The sequence below is a fragment of the Roseovarius sp. E0-M6 genome (assembly GCF_037083845.1).
In the GTDB taxonomy this organism is placed as follows: Bacteria; Pseudomonadota; Alphaproteobacteria; order Rhodobacterales; family Rhodobacteraceae; genus Roseovarius.
The window spans coordinates 1,234,281-1,254,214 of sequence record NZ_JBAPLA010000001.1; the positions used below are offsets into that span (position 1 = coordinate 1,234,281).

General features: G+C 62.8%; 18 protein-coding genes. 9 read left to right on the plus strand and 9 right to left on the minus strand.

The window, feature by feature from the left end:
* Positions 1-86: 86 nt before the first annotated feature.
* The 4 genes from V8359_RS05895 to gmd are packed head-to-tail and all read right to left on the minus strand — an operon-like array spanning position 87 to position 4,760.
* Positions 87-1,529, minus strand: coding sequence for a mannose-1-phosphate guanylyltransferase/mannose-6-phosphate isomerase (locus V8359_RS05895; RefSeq protein ID WP_336427802.1), 1,443 nt, complete (start codon positions 1,527-1,529; stop codon positions 87-89).
* 11 nt (positions 1,530-1,540) lie between these two features.
* Entirely contained in the window at positions 1,541-2,707 is a 1,167-nt protein-coding gene (locus V8359_RS05900) for a DegT/DnrJ/EryC1/StrS family aminotransferase (RefSeq protein ID WP_336427803.1), read from the minus strand.
* Positions 2,704-3,639 carry a GDP-L-fucose synthase family protein gene (locus V8359_RS05905; protein WP_336427804.1) on the minus strand — a complete coding sequence of 312 codons (936 nt, stop codon included), beginning with the start codon at positions 3,637-3,639 and terminating at the stop codon, positions 2,704-2,706. The genes V8359_RS05900 and V8359_RS05905 overlap by 4 nt, the downstream gene beginning before the upstream one ends.
* 2 nt (positions 3,640-3,641) lie before the next feature.
* Positions 3,642-4,760: a GDP-mannose 4,6-dehydratase gene (gene gmd / locus V8359_RS05910; protein ID WP_336427805.1), complete on the minus strand. Its 1,119-nt coding sequence runs from the start codon at positions 4,758-4,760 to the stop codon at positions 3,642-3,644.
* A 342-nt stretch (positions 4,761-5,102) separates the two neighbouring features.
* On the opposite strand from gmd, the gene V8359_RS05915 reads away from it, so the two are divergent.
* From V8359_RS05915 to V8359_RS05950, 8 genes are all read left to right on the plus strand, one after another.
* Positions 5,103-6,194, plus strand: a complete 1,092-nt coding sequence (locus V8359_RS05915) for an alcohol dehydrogenase family protein (RefSeq protein WP_336427807.1) — start codon at positions 5,103-5,105, stop codon at positions 6,192-6,194.
* Positions 6,191-6,778: a dimethylsulfonioproprionate lyase family protein gene (locus V8359_RS05920; protein ID WP_336427808.1), complete on the plus strand. Its 588-nt coding sequence runs from the start codon at positions 6,191-6,193 to the stop codon at positions 6,776-6,778. The genes V8359_RS05915 and V8359_RS05920 overlap by 4 nt, the downstream gene beginning before the upstream one ends.
* Before the next feature lie 166 nt (positions 6,779-6,944).
* Positions 6,945-7,949 (plus strand): hypothetical protein, encoded by a 1,005-nt coding sequence (locus V8359_RS05925; protein WP_336427809.1) that lies wholly within the window; start codon positions 6,945-6,947, stop codon positions 7,947-7,949.
* A 203-nt stretch (positions 7,950-8,152) separates the two neighbouring features.
* Positions 8,153-8,653, plus strand: a complete 501-nt coding sequence (locus V8359_RS05930) for a DUF421 domain-containing protein (protein ID WP_336427810.1) — start codon at positions 8,153-8,155, stop codon at positions 8,651-8,653.
* 105 nt (positions 8,654-8,758) lie between these two features.
* Complete coding sequence (locus tag V8359_RS05935; protein ID WP_336427811.1) at positions 8,759-9,142, plus strand: hypothetical protein; 384 nt, start codon at positions 8,759-8,761, stop codon at positions 9,140-9,142.
* A gap of 89 nt (positions 9,143-9,231) precedes the next feature.
* Positions 9,232-10,524 (plus strand): O-acetylhomoserine aminocarboxypropyltransferase/cysteine synthase family protein, encoded by a 1,293-nt coding sequence (locus tag V8359_RS05940; RefSeq protein ID WP_336427813.1) that lies wholly within the window; start codon positions 9,232-9,234, stop codon positions 10,522-10,524.
* Positions 10,525-10,769: 245 nt separating this feature from the next.
* Entirely contained in the window at positions 10,770-13,502 is a 2,733-nt protein-coding gene (locus tag V8359_RS05945) for a hypothetical protein (protein WP_336427814.1), read from the plus strand.
* 147 nt (positions 13,503-13,649) lie between these two features.
* A complete protein-coding gene (locus V8359_RS05950) occupies positions 13,650-15,554 on the plus strand; it encodes a monovalent cation:proton antiporter-2 (CPA2) family protein (protein ID WP_336427815.1) in 1,905 nt (634 codons plus the stop codon).
* A 199-nt stretch (positions 15,555-15,753) separates the two neighbouring features.
* Here V8359_RS05950 and cobT read toward each other — a convergent pair whose 3' ends face one another.
* Positions 15,754-16,770, minus strand: coding sequence for a nicotinate-nucleotide--dimethylbenzimidazole phosphoribosyltransferase (gene cobT, locus V8359_RS05955; RefSeq protein WP_336427816.1), 1,017 nt, complete (start codon positions 16,768-16,770; stop codon positions 15,754-15,756).
* Positions 16,771-16,865: 95 nt separating this feature from the next.
* On the opposite strand from cobT, the gene cobS reads away from it, so the two are divergent.
* On the plus strand, positions 16,866-17,612 hold the full coding sequence (gene cobS / locus V8359_RS05960; protein ID WP_336427817.1) for an adenosylcobinamide-GDP ribazoletransferase: 747 nt from the start codon (positions 16,866-16,868) through the stop codon (positions 17,610-17,612).
* A gap of 144 nt (positions 17,613-17,756) precedes the next feature.
* Here cobS and V8359_RS05965 read toward each other — a convergent pair whose 3' ends face one another.
* From V8359_RS05965 to V8359_RS05980, 4 genes are all read right to left on the minus strand, one after another.
* Entirely contained in the window at positions 17,757-18,266 is a 510-nt protein-coding gene (locus tag V8359_RS05965) for a CarD family transcriptional regulator (protein ID WP_336427819.1), read from the minus strand.
* A gap of 293 nt (positions 18,267-18,559) precedes the next feature.
* Positions 18,560-18,898, minus strand: coding sequence for a ferredoxin FdxA (gene fdxA / locus V8359_RS05970; protein WP_336427820.1), 339 nt, complete (start codon positions 18,896-18,898; stop codon positions 18,560-18,562).
* Between the two features lie 152 nt (positions 18,899-19,050).
* Positions 19,051-19,323: an RNA-binding S4 domain-containing protein gene (locus V8359_RS05975; protein WP_336427933.1), complete on the minus strand. Its 273-nt coding sequence runs from the start codon at positions 19,321-19,323 to the stop codon at positions 19,051-19,053.
* The gene (locus V8359_RS05980; RefSeq protein WP_336427821.1) at positions 19,313-19,900 is read right to left on the minus strand and encodes an NAD(P)H-dependent oxidoreductase; all 588 of its coding nucleotides are present in this window, start codon (positions 19,898-19,900) and stop codon (positions 19,313-19,315) included. The genes V8359_RS05975 and V8359_RS05980 overlap by 11 nt, the downstream gene beginning before the upstream one ends.
* Positions 19,901-19,934: the final 34 nt, after the last annotated feature.

Genomic DNA, 19,934 nt, shown 5'->3' on the forward strand with positions numbered 1-19,934 from the left:
ATGCATGACCTCGCTTCGGCCAGCGTTCCCCGGCCTGTGTTCGGTGTCCCGCGCACATCAAGGCGAGCCACCCCGCACCGGCCCCGTCAATCGCGCGCGTAGACATCCTCGTAGCGCACGATGTCGTCCTCTCCGAGATACGAGCCCGTCTGCACCTCGATCAGCACCATGTCGAGCTTGCCGGGATTCTCCATCCGGTGAACGGCGCCCAGCGGGATGAAGACACTCTCGTTCTCGCCCACCAGCTTGATCTCGTCATCGACCGTCACCTTCGCGGTGCCCTGCACCACGATCCAATGCTCGGCCCGGTGATGGTGGCTCTGAAGCGAAAGCGCCGCGCCGGGCTTGACCACGATCCGCTTGACCTGAAACCGCTCACCGATGACAAGGCTCTCGAACCAGCCCCACGGGCGATGGTCCACGGGAAATTCCGTCGCCTGCTTGGCCGCCCGCTGTTTCAGCGCGGCAACCGCCTCCTTGACCCTTTGGCTCTGCGCGCGCGGCGCCACGACCACCGCGTCGGGCATCGACACTGCGATCATGTCGCGCAGGCCGATCCCCACAAGCTCTTGTGCCGCGTTCTCTGACCGGAGCAGGCTGCCTTCGCAATCAAGCGCGGTGGCATGGTCCGACACCACGTTGCCCGCACCGTCGGGGCCGCTTTCCTGCCACACCGCCTGCCAGTCGCCCAGATCGGACCACCCCGCGCCAAAGGGCATCACGGCAAGGTTTTCCGCCCGCTCCATGATGGCGTAATCTATGCTGTCCTCCGGCACCCCGGCCCACGCCTCGGGATCGAGCCGTGTGAACCCAAGGTCATAGGCCCCACCTTCGACCGCCGCGCGCACCGGCGCGATCATCTCCGGCGCATGCGCCTCGAACGCCGCAATGACAGCGCGCACCGAGAAAAGGAAAAGGCCCCCGTTCCAAAGGTAATGCCCCGCCTCCAGCATCGCCTGCGCGTTTTCCGCATCGGGCTTCTCGACGAACCGGACAAGGCTCTGCGGCGTGTCCGCCTCCGCTTGGCCCGGCTCGGCCAGTTCAAGCCAGCCATACCCCGTCTCGGCCCGCGTCGGCGCGATCCCGAAAGTCACCAGATCGCCCGCCGCGGCCCTCGGCGCGGCGGCGCGCACCGCCGCGCGGAACGCGGCCCCATCGGGGATCACATGATCCGAGGGCGCCACCAGCATCAGCCCATCCGGATCGCGCGCCTCAAGCCAGAGCGCCGCCGCCAGAACCGCGGGCGCCGTGTTGCGCCCTTCGGGTTCGATCAGCACGCCCTGCGGTGCGATCTCGGCCTCCGCCAACTGCTCAAGCACGATAAAGCGGAACGGCTCTCCGGTCAGGATCACGGGCGCGCCGAACCCTGCGCCCTGCACCCGGCGTGCAGATGCCTGAAAAAGGCTTTCATCCCCCACCAGCGCGGTGAACTGCTTGGGATAGCTCTTGCGCGACAGCGGCCAAAGACGTGTGCCCGACCCGCCGCAAAGGATCACCGGATGGATCGTGGGATGGGGTGCCTCGGGCATCGCGCCTCTCCTCAGAATGACGCCAACGCGTCGATGGCCTCGGGGATGGGATAGTGGTGATTCCCGACGAAAAGCCCGTGCGCGTCGATATAATCGGCGTTGCGCAACTCACCGTGAATTTCATAATCGAAGAACCGCATCACCTCGTTCTTGGCAAAGTTGCCGCCCACGATGGGCCGGCACTCGAACCCTTCGGCCTGCAGCCACTCGACAAGGGCGCGCCGCTCAACCCCCGCGTCCTCGCGCAGGACAAGCGAGAATCCGAACCAGCTACTGTGCCCGATCTCGCGCTGAATGGTGAATTTCGGATGATTGCCCAGCCGCTGCTGCACCATCGCCCCGTTCGCGCGCCGCCCTTCGACAAGCGCGGGCAGTTTCTCAAGCTGCGCCTGACCCAATGCACCCGACATCTCAAGCGGCCGAAGGTTGTATCCCGGCAGAACGAAGCGAAAGCTCTCTTCGAACGGATCGTCACTCTTTTCCCCGGTCACGTGGTTCACCTTGGGTAGGTTCCGCGTCCAGCCATGGGCGCGCAGCGACAGCATGACGTGATACAGTTCCTCATCATCCGTTACGACAATTCCGCCTTCCATCGTGCTGATATGATGCGAGAAAAATGCCGAATAGCTTCCCATCACGCCAAAGGTGCCACACTCCTTGCCACCCAGTGTCGCGCCCATCGACTCGCAGTTATCCTCGATCATGACCACGTCGCGCCCGTCCAGAATCCGCGCGATCGCATCGAAATCATTCGGATTGCCCAGAAGGTTCACCACCATCAACCCGCGCGTCCTGTCGGTGACCGCCTCTTCCAGCGCGGTCAGATCGTAATTCAGCGTCTCCCGGTCGATGTCCACGAATTTCATCCGAAGCCCGTATTGATGTAGCGGATAATAGGTGGTGGACCAACTGACCGCCGGCACGATGATCTCGTCCCCGGGATTGAGCCTCATCGCCTCGTTCGAGGTATAGCGCAGCGCCGCCGTCATCAGAAGGTTGGCGGAACTGCCCGAATTGACCATCACGGCAAAGCGCGTGCCGAACTGGCGCGCGAACTGCTCTTCAAAGGTCTTCACCTCGGGCCCCATGGAAAACATGTCCGAGGCGATCACACGCTGAAGCGCGTCCTGCTCGGCCTGATCCCAGCTTGATGTCGCCAGCGAAAATTTCACACTCATGCGCCTGTCACCTCCAGATAATGCCGGTATGTCCGCGCCAGACCCTCGTCCAGCGTGGTCGCGGCGCGCCAGCCCCATGCCTCTTGCCGCTCGGTCGAACACAGTTTCTGCTTCATGCCCACCGGCTTGCTCAGATCGTGGGTGAACGCCCCGGTCCAGCCGACAACCCGCGCGGCGGTGGCATAATAGTCATTGATCGAATGATCATGACCCAGCCCCACATTCATCAGGTCCGGCAACGCCGCCACGTCCCGGGCGGCGCGCATCACCGCATCGGCAAGATCGCTGGCAAACATGAACTCGCGCCGCGCGGTGCCGTCGCCCCAGATTTCGACCATGTCAAAGCCCTCGGTCTTGGCCGTGTGCAGCTTGTGAATAATGGCTGGCACCAGATGCGAATGCTTTGGATCAAACTTGTCGTATAACCCATAGAGATTACAGGGAATAAGCGTCTTGAACTGCGCGCCATCATCTTCGCGCCGGATGTATTCGCACAGCCGCGTCGCCATGATCTTAGCCAGCGCATACCCCTCGTTCGTGGGCTCGAGCGGCGCCGTGAGGATCATCTCTTCGCGCAACGGGTTCGGCGCCTCGCGCGGATACATGCAGGTCGAGGCAAGGTTGAGCAGGTTGCGCACGCCCCCGCGCCACGCCCCCATGATCACGTTCTGCCCCATCGCGGCATTGTCCGCCAAAAAGGCGACCGGGTTGGCCATGTTGGCATGAATCCCGCCCACACGCCCCGCCGCGTGGATCACAAGATCGGGCCGCTCCGCCTCGATGAACCGGGCCACCGCATCGCGGTCGGTCAGCTCCAGTTCGGCACTGCCGGGGGCCAGCACGGTCCAGTCGCGAGCCGCGGGATGCGCAAGGATGTTGCGCCCCACCATGCCGGTCCCGCCGGTCAGAAACAGCGTGCCGCGCGATCCCATTCTCAATCCTCGCGCATCAGCGGCAGGTCATAGCCGTGATCCATGAGGATGCGCTGCCGCCGCGCGTTGCGCAGGTCTTGGGCCACCATCTCGGCGCACATCTCGCGGGCGCTGATCTGCGGCTCCCAGCCCAGCTTCTCCTTGGCTTTCGAGGGATCGCCCAAAAGCGTCTCAACCTCGGCGGGCCGGAAATAGCGCGGATCAATGCGCAGGATCACATCGCCGGGCTTCACGGCGGGGGCCATGTCCGACCTGACCGCGCTCACCGTGGCAACCTCGTCCACCCCCTCGCCGGAAAACTCAAGCTCAAGGCCCAGTTCGGACGCCGACCAGACGATAAAGTCGCGCACCGAATACTGCTTGCCCGTGGCAATGACAAAATCCTCGGGTACGTCCTGTTGCAGCATCAGCCACTGCATCGCCACGTAATCCTTGGCATGGCCCCAGTCGCGCAGCGCGTCGATGTTGCCCATGTAAAGACATGGCTCCAGCCCCTGCGCGATATTGGCGAGACCACGGGTAATTTTGCGCGTGACGAAGGTTTCGCCCCGTCGCGGGCTCTCGTGGTTGAACAGGATGCCGTTGCAGGCATACATGCCGTAAGCTTCGCGATAATTGACCGTGATCCAGTAAGAATAGAGCTTGGCCACCGCATAGGGCGAACGCGGATGGAACGGCGTCGTTTCGCGCTGCGGTGTCTCCTGCACCAGACCGTAAAGCTCCGAGGTGGACGCCTGATAAAACCGGCAGGATTTCTCCATGCCAAGAAACCGGATCGCCTCGAGCAGGCGCAGCGTGCCCATCGCATCGACATCCGCCGTGTATTCGGGGCTCTCGAAACTCACCGCCACGTGGCTTTGCGCGCCAAGGTTATAGACCTCGTCGGGCTTGATGTCCGAAATCAGCCGCGTGAGGTTCGACGTGTCCGTCAAATCGCCGTAATGCAGCTTCAGGCTCGGATCGGGGGCGTGCGGGTCCTCGAAGATGTGATCGATCCGCGCCGTGTTGAACGATGACGCGCGGCGCTTGATGCCATGCACCTCGTATCCCTTCTCAAGAAGCAGCTCCGCCAGATAGGATCCGTCCTGTCCGGTGATCCCCGTTATCAACGCACGTTTCATGAATGGGTCCCCTCGGGAAGATGCCTCGCGTCTTCGCTACCTACGGAATTCGCGGGGCTTGGGCAACCGCCCAGCGTCGCCCGGGGGTATCCTTTCCTCCCCACCGGACAGGGCGTCACAGACGGAGTTGCGCACGCTGCGTTAACGGTTTGATCGACTCACCGGGCACCGACGCAATACCGACGTGGATGCCGACATGATACCGACGTGGGGTGCGGCGCGTTAACCTTCGTGCCACCGCGCCACGAAAAACACCTCCGCCGAGGATCTGCCGTCTTGCTCCGGCGTCCGCGCGATGCCACGCTGCCCCCGTCCCATTTCGTCCCGACAAGAGCGCCAGCAATGACAAACACCGACATTCCCGACCGCATGCAGGCCATGGTGCTGACTGGTCACGGCGGGCTCGAAGCCTACGAATGGCACGAGGATTGGCCGGTGCCCGCGCCGGGCGATCACGAGCTTCTGATCCGGGTCGGCGCCTGCGGCCTCAACAACACCGACGTGAACACCCGCACCGGCTGGTATTCCAAGGCGGTGCGCGAGGCCACGACCGGAACACTCCATGATCGGATCGACAGCGACGACCCGGCATGGGGCGGCACGCCAATCTCCTTTCCCCGCATTCAGGGGGCCGATGTCGTGGGCCGCGTGGTGGCGGTCGGGCCGCGCACCGATCCCTCGTTTATCGGCAAACGGGTGATGGTCGATGGCTGGCTTCGCGACTGGTCTGATCCTTCGAAAATGGAGGCGACGGGGTATTTCGGCTCGGAATGCGACGGCGGATTTGCTCAGTATACAAAGGCAGATCCGCGTGGTGTCATGGTCGTTCAAAGCGATCTGAGCGATGCCGAGCTTGCCACCTTCCAATGCGGTTTCACCACCGCCGAGGGCATGCTGACCCGCGCGGGTGTCGCGGTGGGCGACACCGTGTTGGTGCCCGGCGCGTCGGGCGGGGTTGGCGGCGCGCTGGTGCAACTGGCCAAACGGCGCGGCGCCCGCGTCATCGCCATGGCCTCCGAGGCCAAGCATGACACCCTGCGCGCCTTCGGCCCCGATCTTCTTTTGCCCCGAGCGCCCGACGATCTGCGTTCAGCACTCGGGGACGAAAAGGTGACGGTCGTGGCGGATGTGGTGGGCGGGCCATATTGGCCCCGGTTGATAGACGTGCTTGAACGCGGCGGACGCTACACCTGCTCGGGCGCCATCGCCGGGCCGATGGTCGAATTCGATCTTCGCACCTTCTACCTCCGCGACCTGACGTTCACCGGCTCGACAATCATTCCCACCCATGTCTTTCCCGATATCGTCACCTATATCGAACGCGGCGACCTGCGCCCCGCCCTTGCCGCGACATACCCGCTGCGCGATCTTCGCGCGGCCCAACAGGCCTTCATCGACAAGCAACATACCGGCAACATAGTGGTGATCCCATGACCGATCCGCGTTGGCAGACCCTTCTTGACGAAACCCGTGGCGTTCACGCCCGGATTCAAGCACTTAGTGACTTCTGCCCCTTCCCCGAATCCCTTGATACACGCGCCATCACCCCGCGGCACGATCCGCTCTGCGATGCGATGCAAACCGCCCATGAGCTGCCCGGCCACGGGTTCGAAACCTTCCGCGATGCCCTCATCGCCGCGGCCCCGCTCGGTCAATGGCGCGACACTTACCGCGACACCCCGATCGGAGACGAGTTGCACCGCCATTTCGGCTGCTACGAGGTGGTGGGCCGCGACGCGCCCTTCGTGACCGAGGCGATGCGCGGCTTCGTGATCTATCAAACCGCAGGCTTTCATTATCCGATGCACAGCCACCCCGCCGAGGAAGTCTATATCGTGATCGCGGGCGAGGGCGAATTTCATCTCGAAGGTCAGCCATCGCGCACATTGCGCCCCGGCGACACCATCTTCCACCCCTCGGGTGCGCCGCATGCCCTGACCACGCATGGCAGCCCCATCATGGCCTATGTGCTCTGGCGCGGTGATCTGATGACCAAGCCGGTCTTCACCGAAACCTGACGCCATGGGCGATCCGGGTTTTCATCTTTCCAGAAATACTCACACGCCCCCGGGGCCCGTCATGTCCGACCCCGTTTTTTCCGACCCCGCCTGCATCTGCCCCCTTCTGCCACGCCCCGGTTCGGCCTATACTGCGCCCGGGCAGAACGGATAAACAGGGACGAGCATGACGGCGGGAGCGCAGGAGACCCAACCTTTCAACGTGATGATCGTGGCGCAGGCGGGCCGCCTGCAATACGAGGCGGTGATCTTCTGCGCCTCTTTCCGCAGGCATAATCCCGATTTCGCAGGCCGCCTTTTCGTGGCCGAACCACAGCCGGGCCCGCTCTGGAAAAACGATCCGTCTATCCGCGGCCCCGAAACACGCGCCCTGCTCGAGGAACTGGGCGCCGAAATCGTGCCGTTCGAAAACCAGTATTTCGGCCATGACTATCCTTATGGCAACAAGATCGAGGCGCTTTTCGCTTTGCCCGAGGGCGAGCCTTTCGTGTTCTTCGACACCGATACGCTTTTTACCGGCCCGCTGGAATCGGTGCCCTTCGATTTCGCGCGCCCCTCCGCCTCGCTCCGCCGCGAAGGCACATGGCCCAAGCCCGAGCTTTACGGCCCCGGATACACCGATATGTGGAAATCGCTCTACGACAAGTTCGGGCTCGATTTCGAAAGCTCGCTGGATCTGAGCCAGCCGGACGAATACTGGAAACGCTATCTGTATTTCAACGCCGGGTTTTTCTTCTACGAATGCCCTCGCGTTTTCGGACAGACATTCCTTGAATACGCCTTGGCCATACGTGATGATCCTCCCCCCGAACTCGTCTGTCAGACATTCGACCCGTGGCTCGATCAGGTCGCGCTGCCACTGGTCATTCACGGGCTTGGCGGCGGGCGGAATACGTTGCCCGAAGGCTTCCTCGATGGCGCGGTGACATGCCACTACCGCGTGATACCGCTTCTTTATGCGCGCGAATCCGAGGCCGCCGTGGACGAAATCGAAGAATCCCTCGCCCCCAACCGGATCAAGAAGGTCGTCAAGGAATACGACCCGATCAAGCGCATGGTCTTTCAGGGTCGCGGTCGCAAGGTGCGCGACCTTTTCGATCAGGACAACCTGCCGCGCCGCGAACAGGCCATCCGCAACAAGATCAAGCGCGAAGGTTTCTGGATGCGCTGAGGTCGGGAACCGCGGCGCGTATGCGGTGTTTTCCCCGCATGACGCAAACCATCGGCGAGATGTTCTTTCACGGCTGGATCGACCTTCTGCGCGTCGCGCTGATCGGAACGCTGGCCTAAAGCGTTTCGCGAAAAACCTGAATCACAGCCTTTCGCGAAACGCGGCGCGACATTCAAGCGTTGCACGCGTTTCGCCTTTCGCTGATGTCTCAGGTTAAAGGCGAAACGCTTTATGTGGCACTGGTCGCCGCACTTCGGGTGTCGGGCAAGCGGACGCTGGCACAGCTCAACGCGTTCGATCTTGCCGTGACGGTCGCCTTCGGATCGACACTTGCGACGATCATGTTGTCGCGCGATGTGTCGCTGGCCGAAGGTGTGGTGGCGCTCGGGCTTCTGATCGTCCTGCAATGGGTGGTGACCGCATCTTCGGTCCGCTCGAAACGATTTGCCGAAATGGTGCGCGCTGAGCCCACGCTGCTCCTGCGCAACGGCGAATTCTGCGATGAAACGATGCGCCGTGAACGCGTCACCCGCGAAGAGGTGAAGTCGGCGCGGCGCCGTGCCGGGCTTAGCGGGCCGGAGGCGGCGCGCGCGGTGATCCTCGAAGGGGACGGATCGTTCAGCGTGACGACGATGGACGCGCCGCCGCAGGACCGCGCGGTCGCCGGGTTGGACGGGGCGAGACAGTCGGGAAACAAGACCTGACGGTCCGGACTTCGCGAAAAAGCGGAAGCACGGTACAATGGATCTCGTTTAGGTAGTGAGTCAATTCCAGTCTTGAACTTTTATTTATAAATTCAGGAGGGTCTGATGCAATACCGCGTCATTTTCGCACTCGTAGGTGTCGCTCTCGGCGCAGCCTGCGCAATTCCCAGCACAGAACGCACGGAAAATGTCGACGGCTATGCCTTCAAGACGCAGGCGGTTGAAATCGAGGATGGTATCGGCTTCCTGTTTCACCGGTATTACTACATCATCACTCATCCCGATGGCACCACCGTCGAGACCCGCCCGATAACGCGCAGGGTCGATGCGCGCAAAAGAAAGGACGCCGCGATCGCAAACTGGATCCGGCGCCGGAAGGCACCCGGACCGTCCCCGACGATCGCTGGGCCGCCCCCGACATCTGCCGATCTGCCCCCACCCACCGATGTCGAACCCGTAACCCCCACCGAATTCACTGGTGGCGATTGACCTCCGGCAAACCGGTTCCCTTCACCAGTTGTCGGCCCGTCATAGATGTCCTAAACCTGTCGGCAACCCATCCGACAGGAGACTGACCCATGACCGACGCCCCGACTTATGGTTTCGACACGCTGCAAATTCACGCAGGCGCGCGCCCCGACCCGGCCACCGGCGCCCGCCAGACCCCGATCTATCAGACAACCGCCTATGTGTTCCGCGATGCCGAACACGCCGCGGCGCTCTTCAATCTTCAGGAAGTCGGTTATATCTACTCGCGGCTGACCAATCCGACGGTCGCGGTGCTTCAGGAACGCGTTGCCACGCTCGAAGGCGGCGCGGGCGCGGTCTGCTGCTCTTCGGGACATGCGGCACAGATCATGGCACTTTTCCCGCTGATGGGGCCGGGCCGGAACGTGGTTGTGTCCACCCGTCTCTATGGCGGCTCGATCACTCAGTTCAGCCAAACCATCAAGCGCTTCGGCTGGACGGCCAAGTTTGTGGACATCGACGACATGGACGCCATCCGCGACGCCATCGACGATGACACCCGCGCGGTCTTCTGCGAATCCATCGCCAACCCGGGCGGCCATATCGCCGATCTGCGCGGCATCGCGGATGTGGCCGATGCGGCGGGCCTCCCGCTTATCGTCGACAACACGTCGGCGACACCATATCTTTGCCGGCCCATCGAGCACGGCGCGACGCTTGTCGTACACTCGATGACCAAATACCTCACCGGCAACGGCACGGTCACGGGCGGCGTGGTGGTCGATTCCGGCACGTTCGACTGGTCCGCCTCCGACAAGTTCCCGTCCCTTTCCGAACCTGAGTCCGCCTATCATGGGCTTAAGTTCCATGAGACGTTCGGCCCCCTCGCCTTCACCTTTCACGGCATCGCCGTCGGGCTGCGCGATCTTGGCATGACGCTCAATCCACAGGCCGCGCATTACACGCTGATGGGCATCGAAACGCTGTCGCTGCGGATGCGCGCGCATGTGAAAAACGCCGTCGAAGTGGCCGGCTGGCTTGAAAAGAACGAAAACGTCGAGGCGGTGACCTATGCCGGTCTGCCGTCGTCGCCCTATCATGACCGGGTCGCAAAGGTCTGCCCCAAAGGCGCAGGCGGGCTCTTTACCGTGGCGCTCAAGGGCGGATACGACGCCTGTGTCAAATTCGTGGACAGCCTCGAACTTTTCAGTCACGTCGCCAACCTTGGCGATACGCGCAGCCTTGTGATCCACTCGGCCTCGACGACCCACCGACAGCTCACCCCCGAGCAACAGGGGGCGGCCGGCGCCGCGCCCAACGTGGTGCGCATCTCGATCGGCACGGAAGACGCAGAGGACATTATCGCCGATCTGGAACAGGCGCTGGCCAAGGCTCATAGCTAAGGCGTGTCGATGGAAATCTGAGGCAAGATTTTCGCGAAACGCGGCACACCACGCGATCATTGCCCGCGTTTCGACGACAATCGAAGCCTCAGGTTAAAGTCGAAACAACCGACCCTGAGCAGGGACTGGCCCGCATCGCCGAAAATTGCGAGCCATCCCTTTGAATTAGCAGGAAGTCGCTTTAGACTGAGGTTTGTTGCAACGGGACTCGCGCCATGTGCGGTCCGATGGTATGACGCGTGCCGATGAAACCGAATTTTGCCCTTTCGCTCTCTTTCGAAGGCATCCACCTTCTTCGCCGCGCCTATCTTGGCTGGCACCATCTGGGTGAGGTCTCGCTGGACACGCCGGATCTTGCCGGTGCGCTCAGCGATCTGCGCGCCAAGGCGCTCAAATTCGCGCCCGGCGGCATCACGACCAAGCTCATCATCCCCGATGATCAGATCAAGTATCTGGACCTGCCAACCGACGAGCGCTGGACCAGTGACCGGGCCGGATTCGTGCGCGCGGCGCTGGAAGATGCCACCCCTTATGACGTGGCCGATCTGGCCTATGACTGGTCGGTTTCTGATGACCGGGTGCAGATCGCCGCCGTGGCCCGTGACACCCTGTCCGAGGCCGAGAGCTTTGCCGCGGACCACGAGTTTGCGCCCTTGTCCTTCGTGGCGCAGCCTTCGGACGGCAAATTCAACGGCGAGCCTTTTTTCGGGGAAACCTCGGTTGCGGCCCGGCATTTGCCCACGGGCGAGTCGGTCGAACGTGACATGACCCGTCTGCATGTGATCCCGGTGCCCGAGCCTGACCCCGAGCCTGCCGAGGAAACGCCACCCGCCCCCGAAGCCGGGACGAGTGAACCCTTGACCGAAGCCCCTGCGGATGCGCTGCCGCCCGACGCCTCAGGTGACGCGCCCTCCCCACCACCCGAAACGAGTGACGCGGACCACGCCGAACCGGTGGCCGCCGCAGTGGACGCCGATGACACACTGCCATTGCAGGACGACAAGGCCTCCCCGGCCGCCAACGAAGAGCCGAGCCCCGAGGCGAGCTTCTCTGAAATTCAGTCCGACCTTCTGGACAGTTTTCAACCAGAGAGCGCGGAAGACGAAGAGGCCACGGATCACGACGCGGAATATCCGCCAACAGCTGACACGAAACCCGACGACCAAGGCGCCGCTGCATCCATGACGGGCTTCACCTCGATCCGCGCCCGTCGCGGTGCCGAAGAAGACACACCGCTGGCACCTCGCCTGGAAGGGGTCTCGCGCCTGACATCCATAGCCGGGATGCCTGCCGCCCCGAATACGGACACGGATACGGATACGGAAGATCCCCCCCGAAAGGACGAGACCACAGCCGACAAGCAGGGCACGCCGCCCCTCTCCGCCCCCATGGTCGCCCCCCTCGCCTCGGACGAGGAAGGAAAGGCCCCGCCCTCGATCACCGCAAGCCCGGCCAGTGCCGCCATCGCCGCGCCCGGTGCAGGCGCCGGTGCGTTCTTCTCGGTGCGGCGTCCGGGGGCGAAACCCGCCAAACCGGCCGCCACCAAGACAGCAAAAGCAGCCGCCCCCGCCACCCGCCGCGCCGGACGTGGCGTCACCCGGACAGACGACGAAAAACAGCGCATGACCATCTTTGGGGCGCGCGAACAGGATGTCGGCGGCAAGCCCCGCTTCCTTGGCCTCATACTCACCGCGGTTCTGTTGCTTTTCCTTGTGCTCGTCGCCGTTTGGGCGTCCATCTTCCTTGATGACGGTCTGGCCGGTATCCTCGGACAGGATAGCGAGACCGAGACAGCCGAAACCACGCCGATCCCCGACCCGGATGATCCGGTAGCCGTGGCCACGGGCAACCAGCCCACGACCGACCGCGTGGTCGAGGCCGAAATCCCCGAAGACGCCGCCACGCCCGAACCCTCGACCCTGTCGGAAACGCCCTCCACGGCCCTGCCTCTCGCGCTCTCGCCCGACGAGGCCCGCACGCGTTACGCCGCCACCGGCATTTGGCAAATGTCGCCCACGCCGCCCGACGCCCCCGGCTCTGAGCGGTTGAGCAGCTTTGACACGGGCGGCGGCGGCACCGATCAGCCCGTGGCACGCCCCGACCCGAGCACCCTGCCACAGCTCGCCGCGTTGCAGGACATGACGCCGCCCACCCCGCTCACTCCGGACAGCCCGGATATCCAGCTCGATGTCGAGCCCGAGACGCAGGCCCAAGAGGCCCCGCTCGTTGAGGCGACACCGGATGGCGCGCTCACCCCCGATGGTATCCGCGTCTTTGCGGGGCGCCCCGAAGCGGAACCGCCCCGCGACATGGCGCGCACCGCCCCCCCCGAAGACGAGACCGCCCCCGAGACCAGCGAGGAGGCCGTTGCCGATGCGGGCGTTGTCGATCCGGCGCTGGCCCCGCCGCGCCCGCGCGTCCGGCCCGAGAGTGTCACCCCAGAGGCAGAAGCAGAAACCGACGCCGAGACCGACACCGCCGACCTGACCGACTCAGACGCGATCGCCGCGGCGGTCGCCTCCGCCTCGACCGCCAATCTCGACGCCGAAGCCGAGACGGAAACCGACACGCCCGAGCCGGGCACATTCGAAAACCCGACGGAACAGGCGATCAAGGTTTCGCTGACCCCCAGCCTGCGCCCCGCCGGTTTTGCCAGCACCGTCGAAGCCGCCCGCGAAGCCCAGGCCAGCCGCGCTGTCTCCGCCGAACAGTCGATGTCGGCGGCATTGCCAAGCTCTGCTTCGGTCTCGCGCTCCGCAACCGAGCAGAACGCGATAAATCTCCGGCAGGTGAACCTGATCGGCGTCTATGGCGCGCCCAGTAGCCGCCGGGCGCTCGTGCGCCTGTCCAACGGGCGTTACAAGAAGGTCAAGGTGGGCGACAGGCTCGATGGTGGGCGGGTCGCGGCCATCGGCGATTCGGAGCTGCGCTATGTGAAGCGCGGTCAGAACGTCGTGCTCAAGATGCCGCGCGGCTGATCACAAGGTAATTGTGGCCGCACGGGCGGTTCTGCGTGGCACGCCTGCGTCCCATCGTCTGCGTCCTCTCTCATATTGCCCTGCGCGATGGTCACCCCGAAGCACATCCGCTAATCTTCTGGTACGCAGCAAACGCGGGACGAACCCATGGACGGCATCCTTTTTCAGGCCACGATTTATCTGGTGGCGGCAGTCATTGCCGTGCCCATCGCCTCCCGTCTCGGGCTGGGGTCCGTGCTCGGATATCTCGCCGCGGGCATCATCATCGGCCCGATCCTCGGACTGGTGGGTCACGAAACGCACGAGCTTCAGCATGTGGCCGAATTTGGCGTCGTGATGATGCTGTTCATCATCGGGCTCGAACTCGATCCCAAGGCGCTGTGGAATATGCGCCACCGGCTTCTCGGGCTTGGCGGATTGCAGATCGTCCTGACCACGCTCGCGATCATGTCATTCGCTCTCCTGCTTGGTCAGGTCTGGACCGTTTCACTGGCCATCGGCCTGATTTTCGCGCTCTCCTCGACGGCCATCGTGCTTCAGACGCTCTCCGAAAAAGGGCTGATGCGCACCGGCGGCGGGCGCTCGGCCTTTTCGGTGCTCCTCACTCAGGACATCGCGGTCATTCCGATGCTGGCGATCATGCCGCTTCTGGCACTGCCCAAGACGTCGGACATGATCCTTGGCGAAACTCTCGACAAGCTGACGGGCCGTGGTGAGGCGCCTGACGTGGCACCGGCACATGAGATGGCCGTCTCCTATTTCGAAAGCTTGCCTGCATGGGGGATGACGCTTGTGACGATCGCGGTGATCGCGGGCATCATCGTGTTCGGAGTCTATCTCACCCGGCCCATTTTCCGCTTCATCCATGCGGCCAAACTGCGCGAGATGTATACCGCGCTGGCACTGCTGATCGTGGTGGGTATCTCTTATGTCATGAGTGTCGTGGGCCTCTCGCCCGCGCTCGGCGCGTTTCTGGCCGGGGTGGTTCTCGCCAACAGCGAATTCCGCCACGAACTCGAAAGCGACATCGAGCCGTTCAAGGGCCTGCTTCTGGGCCTGTTCTTCATTACCGTCGGCGCGGGCATCAATTTCGGCATCCTGTTCACGGTGCCCGGCCTGATATTCGGACTGGCGATTTCCGTGATCCTGATCAAGGGGCTGCTGCTCTATGTGCTGGGCCGCGCTTTTGGCCTGCACCGGCGTGACCTGTGGCTTTTCACGCTGTCACTCGCACAGGCCGGGGAATTCGGCTTCGTGCTGATCTCCTTCTCGGGACAATCAAACGTGCTCCCGTCCGAGCTTTCGGAGCTGCTCCTTCTCGTGGTGACGATGACGATGCTGATCACCCCGCTGCTCTTCCTGCTCTATTCCTACATGTCACGACGGATGGTCCATCCGGGCGACACACCCGAACCCGATCATGTCGACGAAGAAGGTCAGGTGATCATCGTCGGAATCGGGCGGTTCGGCCAGATCGTCAACCGCCTTGTCCGGTCGAGCGGATTCAGCACGGTTGTGCTCGATCACAATCTTCAGGCGATTCAGCGTATGCGCCGCTTCGGGGTCAAGGGTTTCTTCGGCGATCCGACCCGGCCCGAGATGCTGAACGCCGCAGGGCTCAAGGACGCGCGCATCCTCGTGGTGGCGGTCAACGATCCCGAAGCCTCGGTCAAGCTCGTGACACATGCGCGCCGCGAACGGCCCGACCTGCACATCGTCGCGCGCGCCCACGATCGCACCCATGTGTTCCGGCTCTACCAAGCTGGCGCCAACGACATCGTCCGCGAGATGTTCGACGCCTCGTTGCGCGCCGGGCGCTACGTGCTCGAGAATATGGGCCTGTCGGAATACGAGGCCGCGACCGCCGAACGCATCTTCTATCAGCATGACCGAGATTCGGTGCGTGAACTGGCCGCGCTCTGGCGGCCCGACGTGCCAACCATCGAGAACAGCGCCTATATCGCCCGGGCAAAGGATCTCGAGAAAGAGCTTGAGACAATGCTCCTGTTACACCTCGAAGAGAATAACGACCCCAAAACCGAAAAGGGCTGATTGCCGCGCACGTCTCAGGCGCAGATTGTTCCGCCTCCGGCGGGGATATTTTCAGCAAGAAGAAAGGGCGCCGCGCCTGGTTTGCCAAGGGTAGATCCGCGCAATACGCGCGCCGCCCTGCCCCCAAATGCGCACCGACGCGATACCGACGTGAATACCGACGTTCCGTTCGGCGGCGTCATTTCCCCTTAAGCACCGATCAGCCGCCCGAGACACCGGCCTCGTCGAAGGTGGCCATGCCGTTATGACAGGCAACCGCGCCCTGCAGGATTGCGATGGCCAGAGTGGCCCCCGAAGCTTCTCCCAATCGCATACCGAGCGACAGGATCGGGGCCTTGTTCAACCGGTCGAGAAGGGCTCCATGCGCGCCCTCCGCGCTCAGATGTCCAGCCACGCAATGATCCAGCGCCCCCGGTCGTGCAACCTCAAGGCAGGCGGCAGCGGCCGTGCAGATAAACCCATCCAGAATAACGGGAATTCGCTCACTCCGGGCGCGCAAGATCGCCCCCGCCATCGCCGCGATCTCGCGCCCGCCAAGCCGCCTCAGCGCCTCGAACCCGTCAGCCGTGGCCTCGGGGTGGCGGGCGACCGCGCGGGCCACGACCTCTGCCTTGAGCGTGAGGCCGGCATCGTCAAGGCCAGTGCCGCGCCCCGTCCAATCCGCCGCATCCCCCCCGAAAAGCGCGAGCGAGATCGCTGCGGCGCTGGTGGTGTTGCCGATACCCATTTCTCCGACAACCAAAAGATCACATTCTGAATCAACAGCTTGCCAGCCGGTCCTCATGCTGATCAAAAGCTCGTCTTCGGTCATCGCCGGGGCGAGTGTTATGTCCGCAGTCGGATGATCAAGTGCCAGAGCATGCACATCCATCCGCGCGCCCACCCCCTTCGAGAGCTGATTGACCGCCGCACCCCCGGCCTTGAAATTGGCAACCATCTGGGCCGTGACATCCGGCGGGAAGGCCGAAATACCCTGCGCTGTGACACCGTGGTTTCCGGCGAAAACAATGACTTGCGGCGCGTTCAGCACAGGCCGCGCGGTGCCGCGCCAGCCGGCATACCATTGTGCCAACTCTTCAAGACGGCCAAGCGACCCTGCCGGTTTGGTCAATTGCGCATCGCGCCGGGCCGCGGCCTCGCGCGCACCGACATCCGGCCCCGGCATCGCCGCAAGGCAGGCATGAACATCCTCCATCGAACCCAGATCGTGCGGCATCACATCCCCCTGTTGCACCGGGACCTGCCCCTGTGTATCCCAATCCACAGGGCAAAGGGCAGTCTAAATCGCCCGCCGTTTCCGGGAAAACCACCATGAGTTCAAGAGCTTCCGATCTGGCCACCGCATTCAGCCTGCTCAGCCGCCTGCCGGTGCCGCGCGACTGGATCAACACCGAGCGCAACGCACAGGCGGCGTGGGCCTATCCTGTTGTCGGGCTGGCTCATGGGGTGATTGCCGCCGCCGCCATGCTGCTTGCAACGGCGCTTGGCCTGCCGTCGGCATTGGCGGTGTTGGTCGCGCTCACCGCCCTCGTGCTGCTGAGCGGTGCGATGCACGAAGACGGGCTCGCGGATCTGGCCGATGGCGTGTGGGGTGGCTGGACCCCGGAGACCCGGCTCGAAATCATGCGCGACAGCCGCATCGGCACATTTGGGGTTGTCGCACTCGCCCTGTCGCTTGCTACGCGCGCCATCGCACTTTGGATTTTAATAGATATTTCTGTGTCTTATGCCTGTGTGGTACTGATCGCCGTGGCCGCCCTGTCGCGCGCGGGGATGCCGTTTCTCATGGCTCTGCTGCCTCAGGCGCGCAAAGACGGGCTGTCACGCAGCATCGGCGAGGTGCCACTTGGCGCGGCATGGATTGGCCTTGCTCTGGCCGGTGGGCCTGCGGTGCTGCTCTTGGGTTGGAGCACCCTCGCCCTTGTTTTCTGGGGCGGCCTCGCGGCGCTTGGTGTCGGATCGCTGGCGCGTCGCAAGCTCGGAGGTCAGACAGGCGACGTGCTGGGCGGTGCGCAACAAATCACCGAAATCACCCTGCTTCTCACACTGGTCGCATAAAAAACCGCCGCTCCCGGCGGGAACGGCGGCCTAAAGCGTTTCGCCTTTAACCTGAGACATCAGCGAAAGGCGAAACGCGTGCACCGCCTGAGTGTCGCGCTGCGTTTCGCGAAAATCTGTGAGACAGGTTTTTCGCGAAACGCTTTAGGCTGCGCGGGACACGAGCACCTCGTCCACCTGTTTGGCGGCCGCAGCTTCGTCATTGCCATTCACGGCGGCAACTTCACGGGTCAGACGCTCAAGCGCCGCTTCATAAAGCTGACGTTCGGAATAGCTTTGCTCGCGCTGATCATCGGTGCGGTGCAAATCCCGCACGACCTCTGCGATCGCGATAAGATCGCCAGAGTTGATCTTCTGCTCGTATTCCTGTGCCCTGCGTGACCACATGGCGCGTTTTGCCTTGGCCTTGCCCTTGAGCGTTTTCATCGCCTGCGTGACCACATCGGGGCTCGACAGCGACCGCATGCCGATCTCGGTCGCCTTGTGCGTGGGCACCCGCAACGTCATCTTGTCCTTTTCAAAGGAGATAACGAACAGTTCCAATTCGAATCCGGCAACTTCCTGCTTTTCGATCGACACGATCTGACCGACGCCATGCGCAGGGTAGACCACGTATTCATTCGGACGAAACTCGGATTTCTTCGACTTACTCATTCAGTTTTCCTCACAACTGCCGGAAACTTCGCTGTGAATCATGCGAACATCCGATTTTCGCGAACCGGCTTTCGGATATGATTTGGCACAAAGAAGTCCACCCCCGGGCAGCGTATCGGGAAGGTGGATATCGGACATCTGGCTACATTTGTAACAACACCATAACACAAAACGGGCCTCCGCAAAAGCGCATTGCTCGGGACTTCCGGGCATTCAAATCCCGAAAAACAACTTACGCAGCGTAAATTCCCCAACAAACGGCATTTCCAGATGCCTCGCTCGAATCAGCTCGATCAGCCACCCTCACCGGGGGCTTCGGAAAAGTATTTCTCGAGTTTACCTTCTTCGCCATCACGGTCCTGAGCGTCGGGAAGCTCATCTTTCTTGGTGATGATCACGGGCCACATTTCGGAATATTTCCGATTGAACTCGACCCATTGTTCCATGTCCGGCTCTGTGTCCGGGCGGATCGCGTCCGCAGGGCATTCGGGCTCACAGACACCACAATCAATGCACTCATCCGGATGAATGACGAGCATGTTCTCGCCTTCATAGAAACAATCGACCGGACACACCTCGACGCAGTCGGTGTATTTGCAAGCGATACAATTGTCGGTGACGATATAGGTCATGTCCGCGTCCGCGAAAAATGGGTTCGGACGCTACCTAATCCACAGGACCGGATCATTCAAGCGCCCTTGCCGCGATCAAATGCCCTGTTAGCGCGCCGGTCTCTGGTGTGGAATGGTTTACCCCCAAATTCAAACGTCAAGGAACGTCGGCGTCAGGGCACTTCTTCGTAAAGCGACTGGGCCTCGCTGGCCGGGCCCCGGCGGACGCCCATTTCCAACACACGGACAACTCGTACCCCGCCCGGCAGCGTGATCGTGAGGACATCACCAATGCGAATCGCGCGGCCCGGCTTGGACACGCGCCGTCCGTTCACTCTGAGCTTGCCGCCGCCGACCATCTGAGCGGCGAGCCCGCGCGTCTTGAAGAAGCGCGCGTGCCAAAGCCACTTGTCGAGGCGCAGAGAGGCGGTCGGCTCAGTCAGCATCGCGGCCAAGACGACGCATCTGGGTCAGCCAATCCGCACGCTGGTCAGCGCGGCTTTCGCCCTCGACCTGCCCCATCAAGGTGGTGCTGACCGGCTTCACGCCCGCGAATTTCAGGATGTTGCGCTCAAGGCTCTTGAGCGAATGCGACAGAAAGAAAAGCCGATAGACCAGCGCCGGCATCCCCATTGTCACCACCACGCGCGCCGATTTGCCCTTAAGTTTGGCCTGCCAATGACCGCTGTCGTCCACCGCCATGACAAAGCCGCCGCAGGAAAGATGTTCAAGCGCCGATTTCAGGACCGCCGGCATATCGCCAAGCCAGAGCGGATAGATGATCACAAGATGATCCGCAGCGCCAACGATGCTCTGCATATGCAAAACACCGTCATCCGTGGGCGCGGCCTCCCATTCGGCCTTGTTGCGGATATAAGGCAGATTCAGACGGCTTGTCTCGATCAGGTCAACGGTGTGACCTGCGGCTTCCGCCCCATCCCGGTAGGCACTGGCCAGAGCATGACAGAAATGCTCTCCTTCTGGATCGGGATGACCCTGAATGATGGCAATGCGCCGTGCCATGCTTTCTCCTGCCATGCCGGGTCAATCCCCTGTG

What these genes read in the sequence shown, in the direction of transcription:
- V8359_RS05975 (WP_336427933.1), bottom strand. Translation starts at nt 19,323, where the DNA reads ATGCTGACTGAGCCGACCGCCTCTCTGCGCCTCGACAAGTGGCTTTGG.
- V8359_RS05980 (WP_336427821.1), bottom strand. Translation starts at nt 19,900, where the DNA reads ATGGCACGGCGCATTGCCATCATTCAGGGTCATCCCGATCCAGAAGGA.
- V8359_RS05905 (WP_336427804.1), bottom strand. Translation starts at nt 3,639, where the DNA reads ATGGGATCGCGCGGCACGCTGTTTCTGACCGGCGGGACCGGCATGGTG.
- V8359_RS05935 (WP_336427811.1), top strand. Translation starts at nt 8,759, where the DNA reads ATGCAATACCGCGTCATTTTCGCACTCGTAGGTGTCGCTCTCGGCGCA.
- V8359_RS05895 (WP_336427802.1), bottom strand. Translation starts at nt 1,529, where the DNA reads ATGCCCGAGGCACCCCATCCCACGATCCATCCGGTGATCCTTTGCGGC.
- gmd (WP_336427805.1), bottom strand. Translation starts at nt 4,760, where the DNA reads ATGAAACGTGCGTTGATAACGGGGATCACCGGACAGGACGGATCCTAT.
- V8359_RS05930 (WP_336427810.1), top strand. Translation starts at nt 8,153, where the DNA reads ATGTCTCAGGTTAAAGGCGAAACGCTTTATGTGGCACTGGTCGCCGCA.
- V8359_RS05940 (WP_336427813.1), top strand. Translation starts at nt 9,232, where the DNA reads ATGACCGACGCCCCGACTTATGGTTTCGACACGCTGCAAATTCACGCA.
- V8359_RS05950 (WP_336427815.1), top strand. Translation starts at nt 13,650, where the DNA reads ATGGACGGCATCCTTTTTCAGGCCACGATTTATCTGGTGGCGGCAGTC.
- V8359_RS05900 (WP_336427803.1), bottom strand. Translation starts at nt 2,707, where the DNA reads ATGAGTGTGAAATTTTCGCTGGCGACATCAAGCTGGGATCAGGCCGAG.
- fdxA (WP_336427820.1), bottom strand. Translation starts at nt 18,898, where the DNA reads ATGACCTATATCGTCACCGACAATTGTATCGCTTGCAAATACACCGAC.
- V8359_RS05915 (WP_336427807.1), top strand. Translation starts at nt 5,103, where the DNA reads ATGACAAACACCGACATTCCCGACCGCATGCAGGCCATGGTGCTGACT.
- cobT (WP_336427816.1), bottom strand. Translation starts at nt 16,770, where the DNA reads ATGCCGCACGATCTGGGTTCGATGGAGGATGTTCATGCCTGCCTTGCG.
- V8359_RS05920 (WP_336427808.1), top strand. Translation starts at nt 6,191, where the DNA reads ATGACCGATCCGCGTTGGCAGACCCTTCTTGACGAAACCCGTGGCGTT.
- V8359_RS05945 (WP_336427814.1), top strand. Translation starts at nt 10,770, where the DNA reads ATGAAACCGAATTTTGCCCTTTCGCTCTCTTTCGAAGGCATCCACCTT.
- V8359_RS05965 (WP_336427819.1), bottom strand. Translation starts at nt 18,266, where the DNA reads ATGAGTAAGTCGAAGAAATCCGAGTTTCGTCCGAATGAATACGTGGTC.
- V8359_RS05925 (WP_336427809.1), top strand. Translation starts at nt 6,945, where the DNA reads ATGACGGCGGGAGCGCAGGAGACCCAACCTTTCAACGTGATGATCGTG.
- cobS (WP_336427817.1), top strand. Translation starts at nt 16,866, where the DNA reads ATGAGTTCAAGAGCTTCCGATCTGGCCACCGCATTCAGCCTGCTCAGC.